This is a genomic window from Pseudomonas sp. 32_A (assembly GCF_017490905.1).
Classification (GTDB): Bacteria; Pseudomonadota; Gammaproteobacteria; order Pseudomonadales; family Pseudomonadaceae; genus Aquipseudomonas; species Aquipseudomonas inefficax.
Genome location: NZ_JAFGYI010000053.1, coordinates 1 through 11,829, shown reverse-complemented (window position 1 = coordinate 11,829; position 11,829 = coordinate 1). Strand labels below are relative to the sequence as shown.

The following is an 11,829-nucleotide window of genomic DNA, read 5'->3' as shown; positions in this document are numbered from 1 at the left end:
GGGTCTGAGTAACGTTTTTTTTAATGGCTGGATGCCAAGCGGTCGCACAAGCCGCCCGGCACCCTGCCGGCTTCACCCCAGGTTGCGTTTCAGCTCGGCAATGTGCTCCGGGCCGATGCCACAGCAGCCACCGACCATGCTGGCACCGCGCTTGCGCCAGTCAGCGGCCCATGCCAGGTAACCCGGCGGGTCCAGGTCTTCGCGCAGCTCATCCAGGCCATCGTTGGCGGTGGCTTCCTTGGGCTGCGGCGGAAAGGCGTTGGCATAGGCGCCAATGGCGACGTCAGCGTTGTGGCGCTCGATCACCGAGCGCGCCACATCGACCGCAGCGCCGATTACCTCGGGCTGGCTGCAGTTGAACAGCACGGCCGCCACACCCAGGCCGACCACCGCTTCGATGGCATCGGCCACTGGCTCGCCGGAGCGCAGGCGCGGCGTTTCGTCCACGTCCTCGTCCTGCAAGGTGAACGACACCCAGAACGGCTTGCCGTCTTGCGGCAGGTGGGCGTGGATGGCCCGCACTTCGGCAATCGAGCTCTGGGTTTCTGCCAGCCACAGGTCGACGTGCGGGGCCAGGCCTTGCAGCAGCGGGGTCAACACCTCCCCGACGCGCTCGGGCTGGAACAGGTCCGGGCGGTAGGAACCGAACAGCGGCGGCAGCGAGCCCGCTACCTTGACCGGGTGCGCCCCGGCATCGGCGGCGTGCCGCGCCAGCTGGCCTGCGATATTGGCGAGCTGGCGCCCTTCCTTGGCAAAACGCTCCTCACCAATGTGAAAAGGCACCACCGCGTAACTGTTGCTGGTAATGACCTGGGCACCGGCACCGATGAACGCTGCGTGCACACCAACTACCGCTTCGGGCGCCTCGCTCAGCGCCAGCGCCGACCATTCAGGCTGGCGAAACGGCGCCCCACTGCGCTGCAGCTCACGGCCCATGCCACCGTCGAGAATCACCATCGCTCGCTGTTTCATATAACTACTCTGCAGGTTCTTATGAACAAAATTCATTATGTGAGTTGCGTTTATAACTATTAAATACACTTTCTCCCAATTGGCCAACATTTCAGGTATGTACATGCGATTCTCTACTGTGCTCGGTGCGGGCCTCGTGCTGCTCGCAACTGCTTCCCAAGCCTTTGCTGGCACCACGCTGGAGCGGGTTGAATCGCGCAAGGAACTGGTCAACGTGCTGATGGAAAGCTACCCGCCGTTTTCCTTTCTCAACGACCAGAACCAGCTGGACGGTTTCGACGTGGATGTGGCCAAGGCCGTGGCGGACAAGCTGGGCGTCAAGCTGCGGCTGGAAACCCCCTCGTGGGACGTGATCGCCGCTGGCCGCTGGAGCGGCCGCTACGACATCTGCATCTGCTCGATGACCCCGAGCAAGGCCCGCGCCGAAGTGTTCGACTTCCCGGTGGAGTACTACGCATCGCCTGCGGTGATCGTGGTCAACGCCAAGGATGAGCGCATCCATGGCGCCAAGGACCTGGAAGGCCGCAAGGTGGGTTTGACCAGTGCCTCGAGCTACGAGAGCTACCTGAACAAGAACCTGGTGATCGAAGGCAACGAGGACAAGAAGATCGACTACCCCTTTGACTTCGTGCAGATCGCGCCGTACGACACCGACAACGTCGCCTTCCAGGACCTGGGCCTGGGCGCTGGCGTACGCCTGGATGCCATCCTCACCAACCTGGTGACCGCGCAGCCGCGCCTGGACCAGGACAAGCGCTTCAAGCTGGCCGGCGCCCCGTTGTATGAAGAGCCGAACTCGGTGGCCATCGAAAAAGGCGACCCCGAGTGGGATGCCAAGGTGCGCCAGGTATTTGCCGAACTGAAGGCTGATGGCACCCTGGCCAAGCTGTCGCAGAAATGGATTGGCGCCGATATCAGCAAATGAGCACCTTCCCATCGTCCCCCAAGCCCGTGGTCAAGCCCACGGGCAACAGCCTGTTCGGCTTTCGCACCCGGTTGCTGCTGACCTGGCTGGCGCTGTTCGGGCTATTTGTCGCGTTTTTCCTCAGCTTCGACCTGAAGTTCTCGATCATTCTGGAGAAATTCCCCAACCTCGCCGGTTTCAAGCTGGGGCCCAACGGCTTTCTGCAAGGAGCGGCGCTGACCCTGTTCCTGTGCCTGTGCTCGATGCTGGTGTCGGTGCTGTTCGGCTTTGCCGCCGCGCTGGCGCGGTTGTCGAACAGCGCGGTGCTGGTGGGTGTCGCCAGCTTCTACACCTCGTTCTTCCGTGGCACGCCGCTGTTGATCCAGATTCTGCTGATCTACCTGGGGCTGCCGCAGCTGGGCCTGGTACCGGGCGCCATCAGCGCCGGCATCATCGCCCTGTCGCTGAACTACGGGGCCTACCTGAGCGAAATCTTCCGGGCCGGCATTCTCGGCGTCGCGCGCGGGCAACGTGAAGCGGCACTGGCGCTGGGCATGCGAACGCCGCAGATTTTCTGGCATATCGTCCTGCCCCAGGCCATGCGGGTGATCATTCCGCCTACCGCCAACCAGTTCATCTCGATGCTGAAGGATTCATCGCTTATATCGGTGATGGGGGTGTGGGAGGTGATGTTCCTGGCGCAGTCATACGGGCGGTCGAGCTACCGGTACCTGGAGATGCTGACCACGGCGGCGGTGATCTACTGGGTGCTGTCGATCTTGCTGGAGCTGGTGCAGGCGCGGCTGGAGCGGCATTTTGGCAGGGCCTATCAGCGCTAGGGGCTGAATTGGCAGGGTAACTGTCTTGCATAAGCCTGGCCCTTGTAGGAGCGGCCTTGTGTCGCGATGGGCTGCGCAGCAGCCCCAGGGTTTGCGCACAGATGCACACATTGCCGGGGGCTGCTGCGCAGCCCATCGCGACACAAGGCCGCTCCTACAGGGATCGCGCCAGCTTCTAGAAATTGAGCCAGACAGTTGCTCCCACAGCGTCACAGCGCCTTCATTTCAACAATATCCCGCGCCACCTGGTCTGCCGATTGATCGAACATCGCCTGCTCCCGCGCATCCAGCGGCAACTCGATCACCCGCGCCAGCCCCTCTTCTGCCAGTACGCAGGGCACACCCATGGCGATGTCCGTTCGCCCGTACTCGCCCTCCAGAATCGCCACCGCCGGCAAGATGCGGTTTCGCCCGTTGGCGATCGCATCCACCATCTGCGCAATCGCCACGCCCGGCGCATCGCAGGCACTGCCCAGCTTCTTCAGCCCCAAAATCTCGCCACCACCCTTGCGCGTGCGCTCCACGATCTGCTCGATCTGCTCGCTGGAGAGGAAGTGCGACAGCGGCACCGAGCCGATCTGGCAATAGCGCATCAGCGGCACCATGCTGTCGCCATGCCCGCCCAGGACCAGCGCCGTGATATCCCGGGCAGAAAACCCGGTCTGCTCGGCGATGAAACACTTCATGCGCGCGGTATCCAGCACCCCCGCCTGGCCGAACACCTTGCTGCGCCCCTGCCCGCTGAGGCTCCAGGCGCGGTAGGTCAGCACATCGACCGGGTTCGACACCACCAGCACCGTCGCCGTTGGCGCATGCTGTTTGATATCCGCCATGATGCTATCGATAATCGGCAGGTTGATGCTGAGCACGTCCTGACGCGACTGCCCTGGCTTGCGCGGCACGCCTGCGGTGATCACCACCAGCTCAGCCCCGTCCAGCATTTCAGCCTTGGCCCCGCCGTGAACGCGGGTATCGGACCCCGACTCGACTGCCGCCTGCCACACATCCAGCGCCTTGCCCTGGGCCAACTCGCCCTGCACATCCATCAACACCAACTCACGGCACAACTCTTCCCGGGCGATGATCTGCGCCGCCGCCTCGCCGACCATGCCGGCACCCACGATTGCTAGTTTGTTCACGTGACACCTCCCAGCGGCGCGCGCCACCAGGAACACGCCTGCAATACAGAAGTATTGCCCGCTGAGGCGAAAAGGCCACTCGAAGGTTGATGCGAGCCATCCCCTGGTGCAGCACCCCGCCGACCAGATCCGTACTTCTTCGCGGATGTCCTCGGCCTCGCCTTCGCTTGCCCCGTTCGTCGGTCCAGCCGACCGTGGCAGCGGTAGGGTTCTCTGAACAGATACCCATCACTGGAAACGAGGACTGATCATGGCAACTCCAAGGGAAAACCTGCTCGACTGGCTGCGTGATGCCCATGCGATGGAGCAGCAAGCGGAAAGCATGCTCAAAGGCCAGGCCGAGCGCCTGGAGCACTACCCGGAACTCAAGGGCCGCATCGTCAGGCATATTGAAGAGATCAAGGCCAACAGCGCGTGCTGGTTGAGTGCATCGAGCGCTTGGGCGGCAGCACATCGACCTTGAAGGACCTGGCCGGCAAACTCATGGCGTTCGGGCAGGCAGTGGGCGGGATGGCCATGAGCGATGAAGTGGTCAAAGGCGCCATGGCAGGGTACGTGTTCGAGAACATGGAAATCGCGTCTTACACGGTGCTGATCGAGGCAGCTGAGGCCGCCGGGGACAGCGCCACTGCCCAAGCATGTCGTTCGATTCTGAAGGAAGAAGTGGCCATGGCCGAATGGCTGAAGGAGCATCTGCCCGAGGTAACCCGAGCGTTCCTGGCCCGCTCGGCCGACCCTGACGCCACTGCCAAGCGCTAAGTGTACTGCCCCGCGCCGGATCAACTCCGGCGCGGGCATTTCTCATTGCTGTCCGCTGTTGACCTTGCCCAGCTCCGCTCCAGTCAGAGGTTGCGCCTCCGGGTTCGACTGGGTGCGAAGCTTCATTGCCTCGACCGCCGACGCACTCTGCTCGTCCAGCTGGACGCTGGCAGAGCCATCGCCGCCGTCTACCGCCGGGTGCGGCTCGTCGACATAGATCCAGTCCTGCCCCTGGTTCCACGCCCCACGCATTTCACCGCCCTGGGACAGGTTGAAATAGGTGCGGTTGAGCTCTGGATCACCTGGCAACTTGCCTTGCGGGAAGTTTGGCTGGATAGCGTGCAATGCCTTTTCGAACGACATCTGGTGGGCGATTTCGCGGCTCATCAGAAAGCCCAGCGCGTCCTTGATGCCTGGGTCGTCGGTGACGTTGATCAGCCGTTCATAGACGATCTTGGCCCGCGCCTCGGCGGCAATGTTCGAACGCAGGTCGGCAGTGGGTTCGCCAATGGTATCGATGTAGGCAGCGTTCCAAGGCACGCCGGCGGAATTGACCAGCGGCGCCCCGGCCCCATACAGCAGGCTGGTGACATGTGAGTCGTTGCCGGCACCGGTCAGCGAGCGGTAGAGCTCGCCCTCGGCCTCCACGCCTTCAGCAAGGTTGCCCTTGGCCCCTTTGTTGAGCATCACCACGATCGAACCGATGATCTCCAGGTGGCTGAGTTCCTCGGTCGCGATGTCGTAGAGCATGTCCTTGCGGCCTGGGTCGTCCTCACTGACCGCTTGGGTGAAATAGCGCATGGCCGCAGCCAGCTCGCCCTGCGGGCCACCGAACTGCTCCAGCAACAGGTTGGCCAGGCCCGGATCAGGTTGTGCCACGCGTACGGTGTATTGCAATCGCTTGTTGTGCATGAACATAAGCAGGTCCTCAGGCATGCAGGGGCAGCGCGGCTGCCCCTGCGTTTTTCACGGATGACTAGCGGTTGTCGTCACTCTTGCGACCACCGCCGTGGCTATGCTGGCCACCGACCCGTCCGGCCTCCGAAGCCTTTTCCCGGTCATTGGCGAAGTTGCCCCCGGACTGCTGACCGCCCTTGCGGCCAGCTTCGGACGCACGCTCAGGGTCGTTCTTGAAATTGCCACCCGACGCCTGGCCACCCTTGTGGCCTGCTTCCGAGGCGCGCTCTGGATCGTTCTTGAAGTTACCCCCTGACATCTGGCCGCCTTTCTGCCCGGCCTCCGATGCCTTTTCGCGATCGTTGGCAAAGTTGCCTGGATTGGTATTGGCGTTGCCACCTTGGTTACCGCGGTTGTCCTGATTGCTAGCCATGATTGACACCTCATGTCGGTAGTTACACAGGAAGGTCTGTGTTCATCAGTGACAGAGCCCAAGCGGCGCATCTTGCAACGAATTCTGAAAGAGCTGACGAAATGCCCTAATGGAAGTGGCCCCTGCTTCTTGCGAAAACGATCATCGCGGCGAGGTATACAAATCGCGTTTATCAGCGGCCCTCAAAGCCTTGTGCAAAAACAATCGCTCGCCTGTGGGTCGAAACACAGTTTGATTCCCAGCCAGCCATCTATCCGGCTGAACGGATGCGGCTCGATCGGGATCAACCTAACTGAGCCGCTTGTCCCAGTTCCGCCAAGAGGGCATTCGCAATGGTCAACTACCTGTACTTGATCCGCTGCATCCTCGGCCAGCCCGGTACCTGCGAGTTGCGCAGTTACCAGGAAGACTTGTGCTGCGAAGTGTCATCGCTCGCTAATGTGCAGGCGCAGTTTTCGGCATGAACGCGTTCAGCGAGGAGATAGCCCTGGGACAGCGCCGGCTCAAAGCGGTCAATCGCTGGTTTCTGCTGTACGACGACGTCGAGCAAAGACGAAACTGCCCTAGCACCCACCACGAGGAATTGTTGCGCCTGGCCGATGAGATGGACCGCCTTGGATTGGTGGACTGGCGCGAGTGGCGGGACCTGCGGCGGCTGGCCGATCGAGGCTTTCTGCGAGCGATTGCGGGCTCTGACTATCACGGCGTTTAGTGCTGGCCGGCGAGGAAAGAACCCGCCACAAGGCGGGTTTCAGAAGGGCGTGCCATTTGCCCCAGCGCCTTCCCACTGCCGCAGCCAAAGCAGATACCCCAGGCTTTCGCGCCCCCTGTAGGAGCTGGCTTGCCTGCGATGGGCTGCACAGCAGCCCCCTTACCCACACCTGGCAGGAATAAACCCCAGGCGGTCTTTGGTAGAAGGCCAGTCGTTTTGCCGTTTCCCCGCACCTGCCCCACTGCCACAGGTAAAGCACATATCCCGCGATTAGCGCGGTCCCTGTAGGAGCTGGCTTGCCTGCGATGGGCTGCAAAGCAGCCCCATACTCTACCTGGCAGGAATAAACCCCAAGCGACCTTTGGCAGAGGGCCAGTCGCCAATATCTGGCCCACCACCCAACAACGATCTTGCCTAACTCTCAGGCCCCTGCCCGTTTCGCTCCATCACCTTGCCACACTGTTCACTGGCCAAACGGCTGATGATCCGGATCGCCTGATGGATGCCGGCCGTGTTGCGAAAGCTCAGGTGTGGGTTGTGTTCGCACTCCAGCATTTCGTCGTGCTGGACCAGGGCTTCGCCTAGCAGTTCTAGGGTCCAGGCGTAGCTTTGGATGGTGGATAGGCGTTCTTGGTTAGTCATGGCGTGCCTCCCTTGTTGCGGAGACAGAGCGAGATTGACTGGTGGTGAGATCGCTGAGGGTCGTATAGGAACGACGGTGGAGAACGGATGCGAGGATCTGTAACGGATTTTCGGTGGTCATGCATGAGTTCCTTTCGTGATGGAACTGCCACCGCTCGCGGCCAAGCAAGTTAAGGTGGCAGCAGTACGCGGGTTGGCCGACCGGGACGAAAGGAGCCCGGCACACCCGAAGGTGTCCCGCGCACCACCGCCATAACGCGACATCGCGGGCACAAAAAAGCGCCTGCGATGAAGACTGGGCGCTGATGCGCCTTTCGATTCCGACCGGCCAAGGTCGCATCACCGATGCGTCGGCGACGGGGGGACTTTATTCCCGAGTGGCTGTTTTCGCAAGTTTCCTAGAGTAGGAACGGACTGCGCGTTTCGTAGGAAGATGGCCATCAGGGATCTTTAGCAGAGGGCCAGCCGCAATGATGATCTCTGGCCCGCCGTTCATGCATCTGCGGGTTAGGTTAGCGTTGATGCCATGGCTCACGGCGACACTGGAAACGGGTCTTGGAACGTAGGGTATCCACCCAGCTCTCGGCGCTATGTCCACGTAGAATCGGAATCAATCATTGCTTTCATATCGCAGCCATCCAGCAGTCAATGAGCCTCCACCTACGCGGTCTTTTGGATGAACCCGCCCTTCACTGACAGGGACTTCCGGGAAGTCAAATGGGCTCATGCCTTCGATACAGGCAACGTTGACCCCGTATTGATCCGGTGAGGAGCGGCGCTGGTGGAAGGTGTAGATGCCGCATTTCGAGCAGAAGTAGTGCTTTGCAACACGTGTGTTGAACTGATAAAGGGTGAGCGCCTCATGCCCTTGGGTAACAGTGATGTCGCCCAGGTTGGCTGATACCGCGACTGCACCCCGCATACGGCAGAGCGAGCAGTTGCACCGGCGCGCTGTACGCACACCATCGGTCAAGCGAAGTGAAAAACGCACCGTTCCACAATGGCAGGCTGCCTGGTAAACAGGGCGATCATCCTGTTTTTCTTCAGTCATAGCGTTTCTCTTGTCGTGTTAGAGGAAAGGTGACCATATGTTTTGGCCATTTGCCTGACGCAACTGCTGATGCTTTCCCGCAACTCGGCCGGTTCAAGTACTTCGATGGCAGCACCATGGCCCAGAATCCACCACTCAAGGCCCTGGGTATACTCGTAATCACACTCCAGTATCCAGTCGCCGGTACTCAGGGGGGCCAATACCTGATTTTCCGTCAATGGTGTTTCCGACTCATCCAGTCGCTCACGAAGTGCTTCATTGATCCTCATTTTCAATCGGACGGGGCTACCCGCTTTGTGAATTTTCTGCACATGCTCAGCCAGTACGAAATTCTCTGGTATCGATACTCGACGAGACTGAAGCACATGAACGGCTTCGAAGCGTTGAAGTGGAAGCTTGCGAATGATCTGGTCACCGTCCAGCTGACATACCAAATAAATACTTGAGTCCTGATACGCAAGGCCGAGGGGGTTCAAAAGCATGCTTTTGGTATCTTTGCTACGACGGGATCGGTAGTCCGCCCTGACTTGGGTGCCCTCCAGAACGGCGGTCTGAATTGCGTGTAGCACTACACTGGAAACCTTGGCTGGGCGAAGTTGAACTTGCTGGGTTCCGTGCACGACTTTTCCGACCCAGCCATGCTCCAGTGAATAATTTTTTCTGAGAATGTCCTTGGACCGTTCATAGATCGGTTTCAAATCAGCTAGCGCTGCATGGTGCAAAAGGTGCTGGGCGTGCTCGTAGAGTGTCACGATCCCCAAGGCCACGCGGCTGGATTTCAGTTGGGAGGGTGTTAATTCCTGTGCCTCTACCTGCCCATAATCACCCGCAAAATTCATATCAATGGGGCTTTCATCGTGCAAGAACCACCTCGGAGTTTCATGTTTACCCCGCGATTTCCCCTTGAGCACGCCTGCCTTGGCCATGACTTCCAGATCTCGCTGGATCGTTCGAATATCCACACCACTGTCATCGCTGCCCAGTAACTCAGTCGCGGTAATGCCCTTCCATCTTGCCGATCCCACATTGCGCAGCAGTTCGAATCGCCGTTTCAAGGTTTTGATGGCATTCGGCAAATCCTGCTTGCTCACATTCAGCTCCTTTGTTGGCCCGCATCCGGATGCGAAGATCAAGCCGTCTCTATTGGTGGTGATTCGGATAATCCAGCTACCCGCATACGACAGGTTGTGTCGCACCTGGACGGATACTAGCGCAACTCAAGACACCCACCACAAGGAATCGGGACATGCATCGCGATCAGTACCTCGGCACCACTTCTTCCGCCACGATGAACCATGTGGTGGGTGACTTTGTCGATTGGCTGGCCAGAAATCTGAACAACACCTCGCTTTTCACTCATGGATACACGGACCGCCGCAACGACACTCTTTGGAAATGCCAAGGGCTCCAGGATGCTTGCGCACGCTATCAATGGCGGCACAAAGGCGCTCATGACGTTCCACCAGGAACGGACCTCACCAGCAACTGTGCAGCGCTGAGCGCATTGAGTAGCGCGTTGCACAGCAGCATCAACATGGCAAACGACCAGGCTGCGTTTTCCGCTGCTGCGGATGTGATGAGATGGGGAGGTGTCGAGGCAGGAAACATTCGCTGGCTAAGTATCAACATCGACAATCTCGCCCAGACCCTGGCATCGACAGCCGCCGCATTGACCCGCGGCGATCTGACTGAGCAGATCCTCGTAAGCAGTGATCTGCGCTTCAACGCCGGTATGACCAAGGTCTACTCGCTGCTGGTCGACGATTTCATCATCTACGACAGCCGCGTTGCGGCCGCCCTCGGCTGGATCGTCGTGAAGTACTGCCGGGAGAAACAGCTCTCGAGTGTCCCCGCCGAGCTCGCCTTTCCCTGGGCGCCTTCGAAAGAGGGCCCTCATGCAAAATCGCCCAAGAACCGCAACCCTAGCCAGGCTGGTTTCAGCTTTCCACGTTTGATCGCCGGTGCTCATCATGCAGAGTGGAATCTAAAGGCTAGCTGGATTCTGGCAGCAGCACTGGCACGAGCACCAGCCAGTGACTTCGCTGCCTCCTCTGCCGTACCGGCGCTACGTCAATTGGAGGCTGCATTGTTCATGATCGGTTATGACCTGCCCCGTGATGGGAGCAATGCTCAGGCCAAATTGACCACTCCCCCAATGCCTGGTGACGGTTGGATTGAGTGCTACACCGCTGCAAGAGGCAACAAATTCCATTACCTGATCGATGACGGCGGAATACAGCTTCATGGAGGCCGCCGCTATCCAATCAAGGTCATCAATAAGATGTTGAATATTCTTCGGGAAGTATCGGGCAGCACGCCATTCCCTCTGGCCAATAGCGCAACGAAGGTCCGTGCCGGCGAAAGCGCGTTTGGTATCGGCAACGCCTACTACGAAGCGACCGACAAGAAGGGTAACCCACCTGACGCCAGCGCGCTGGCAGCCGTACTTCAAGACATGGGTGCACTGCACTTCACTCCGGGCTGTCGTAACGCGTGGTCGATAAATACTGAAGTATTCTCCAGCAAAGGCCTGATCGACATCACTGCTCTCATCACCCGCGAAATCGAGCGGCTAGACGACCTGTAATCAATCGCCTAAACCGGAGCGTGCATCACACACGCTCCGAAACACTTACCCTTCCAACCTTGCCGAAGGAGACCACCATGTCAGCCAGATAATGATATGGAGACTTGGATATGGCACGCACCTATAGGCGCCACGGCTGCCAGTACGATTATGTTTTTGTGCTATGGGACATCGAGCCCGAGCTGCTCACTTCGCGCTCTCCAGCAATCCGCAAGCGCTTGGCGCGGTTTCACAGCGACAGCTTCGCAAGTCAGCGAGAGACACCGCCTAGACGTTTTCGAAAGGTGGACGATCGCAAGATTCGCTCCGCAAACCTCAGGATTCTCGCCTTGTGGCTCAAAAACCCGGACTTTGATCTACTGTTTTGCGATGTCCGCAGCTGCCCTGCATGGCGTCCCATGTAAGCCCTGATGTAAATTCCGGATCGACACTCAGGTGGTTGTCATACTGGGGTTGGTCAAGGCCGCGCTCAGGAGGCGTGGTTATGTTGACACTGCATTGGCAAAGTCTGATCAACTGCCTCACCCAGCAGCATTATGGAGTACACCGTAGACTTCGTGAGCTTCATGGCAGACTTCATCATCACAAGCTCTGGATTGCTGGCTTCTAACGCTTTTGCGAACTTCACATAATGTCCAAGCGAGAGATCCAATCCGCCATCAAGACAGCAATAAATGACCCTGTAAGGTGGCCCAGAATGCTTTTCATAAGGCACCACAGAATGATGGTCATACGTCATTTTTTCAAAACGCAAGGTATTGGCCTTGTGAATCGCCCCTGGTTTTCTAGACACTCTCCAAGCTCAGGAAATAGCGTTTCTCATACTCTACTGGAGACAGCTGCATAGCACTGCTGTGTCGGCGTTTAGGGTTATAGAACATCTCGATGTAATCG

Annotated in this window: 13 protein-coding genes and 3 pseudogenes; 6 read left to right on the top strand and 10 right to left on the bottom strand. The window is 59.1% G+C overall.

Going from position 1 to position 11,829, the window contains the following annotated elements:
- Window positions 1-72: 72 nt before the first annotated feature.
- Window positions 73-957 (bottom strand): homocysteine S-methyltransferase family protein, encoded by an 885-nt coding sequence (locus J5M58_RS23490; protein WP_181457332.1) that lies wholly within the window; start codon window positions 955-957, stop codon window positions 73-75.
- A gap of 118 nt (window positions 958-1,075) precedes the next feature.
- Here J5M58_RS23490 and J5M58_RS23485 point away from each other — a divergent pair, with 118 nt between their 5' ends.
- Window positions 1,076-1,897, top strand: a complete 822-nt coding sequence (locus J5M58_RS23485; RefSeq protein WP_112251918.1) for an ABC transporter substrate-binding protein — start codon at window positions 1,076-1,078, stop codon at window positions 1,895-1,897.
- Entirely contained in the window at window positions 1,894-2,715 is an 822-nt protein-coding gene (locus tag J5M58_RS23480; protein ID WP_112251917.1) for an amino acid ABC transporter permease, read from the top strand. Before J5M58_RS23485 ends, J5M58_RS23480 begins: the two co-directional genes overlap by 4 nt.
- A gap of 209 nt (window positions 2,716-2,924) precedes the next feature.
- Here J5M58_RS23480 and J5M58_RS23475 read toward each other — a convergent pair whose 3' ends face one another.
- The gene (locus J5M58_RS23475; RefSeq protein WP_112251916.1) at window positions 2,925-3,854 is read right to left on the bottom strand and encodes a malate dehydrogenase; all 930 of its coding nucleotides are present in this window, start codon (window positions 3,852-3,854) and stop codon (window positions 2,925-2,927) included.
- Between the two features lie 250 nt (window positions 3,855-4,104).
- Here J5M58_RS23475 and J5M58_RS23470 point away from each other — a divergent pair.
- Window positions 4,105-4,613, top strand: a pseudogene (locus J5M58_RS23470) (ferritin-like domain-containing protein).
- 42 nt (window positions 4,614-4,655) lie between these two features.
- Here J5M58_RS23470 and J5M58_RS23465 read toward each other — a convergent pair.
- From J5M58_RS23465 to J5M58_RS28355, 3 genes and pseudogenes are all read right to left on the bottom strand, one after another.
- Window positions 4,656-5,531, bottom strand: coding sequence for a manganese catalase family protein (locus tag J5M58_RS23465; protein ID WP_112251914.1), 876 nt, complete (start codon window positions 5,529-5,531; stop codon window positions 4,656-4,658).
- A 58-nt stretch (window positions 5,532-5,589) separates the two neighbouring features.
- Window positions 5,590-5,682: pseudogene (locus tag J5M58_RS28075) on the bottom strand (general stress protein); the annotation flags it as partial.
- A pseudogene (locus tag J5M58_RS28355) lies at window positions 5,683-5,943 on the bottom strand (general stress protein); the annotation flags it as partial.
- Between the two features lie 332 nt (window positions 5,944-6,275).
- Between J5M58_RS28355 and J5M58_RS28350 the strand changes: the two are divergent.
- Complete coding sequence (locus J5M58_RS28350; RefSeq protein ID WP_258392811.1) at window positions 6,276-6,407, top strand: hypothetical protein; 132 nt, start codon at window positions 6,276-6,278, stop codon at window positions 6,405-6,407.
- The gene (locus J5M58_RS23455) at window positions 6,404-6,655 is read left to right on the top strand and encodes a hypothetical protein (protein WP_112251912.1); all 252 of its coding nucleotides are present in this window, start codon (window positions 6,404-6,406) and stop codon (window positions 6,653-6,655) included. The genes J5M58_RS28350 and J5M58_RS23455 overlap by 4 nt, the downstream gene beginning before the upstream one ends.
- Before the next feature lie 414 nt (window positions 6,656-7,069).
- On the opposite strand, the gene J5M58_RS23450 is transcribed toward J5M58_RS23455, so the two are convergent.
- The 3 genes from J5M58_RS23450 to J5M58_RS23440 form a co-directional block, all read right to left on the bottom strand.
- Window positions 7,070-7,297: a hypothetical protein gene (locus tag J5M58_RS23450; RefSeq protein WP_207879775.1), complete on the bottom strand. Its 228-nt coding sequence runs from the start codon at window positions 7,295-7,297 to the stop codon at window positions 7,070-7,072.
- 610 nt (window positions 7,298-7,907) lie between these two features.
- The gene (locus J5M58_RS23445; protein ID WP_207879774.1) at window positions 7,908-8,348 is read right to left on the bottom strand and encodes a GFA family protein; all 441 of its coding nucleotides are present in this window, start codon (window positions 8,346-8,348) and stop codon (window positions 7,908-7,910) included.
- Complete coding sequence (locus J5M58_RS23440; protein WP_207879773.1) at window positions 8,345-9,439, bottom strand: WYL domain-containing protein; 1,095 nt, start codon at window positions 9,437-9,439, stop codon at window positions 8,345-8,347. Before J5M58_RS23440 ends, J5M58_RS23445 begins: the two co-directional genes overlap by 4 nt.
- A 155-nt stretch (window positions 9,440-9,594) precedes the next feature.
- Between J5M58_RS23440 and J5M58_RS23435 the strand changes: the two genes are divergently transcribed.
- Complete coding sequence (locus tag J5M58_RS23435) at window positions 9,595-10,935, top strand: hypothetical protein (RefSeq protein ID WP_207879772.1); 1,341 nt, start codon at window positions 9,595-9,597, stop codon at window positions 10,933-10,935.
- 469 nt (window positions 10,936-11,404) lie between these two features.
- Here the strand turns inward: J5M58_RS23435 and J5M58_RS23430 are convergent, their stop codons facing one another.
- Window positions 11,405-11,728 carry a hypothetical protein gene (locus J5M58_RS23430; protein WP_207879771.1) on the bottom strand — a complete coding sequence of 108 codons (324 nt, stop codon included), beginning with the start codon at window positions 11,726-11,728 and terminating at the stop codon, window positions 11,405-11,407.
- The coding region (locus J5M58_RS23425; protein ID WP_135192744.1) for an IS3 family transposase at window positions 11,721-11,829 on the bottom strand (109 nt) is incomplete at its 5' end. The genes J5M58_RS23425 and J5M58_RS23430, both read right to left, overlap by 8 nt.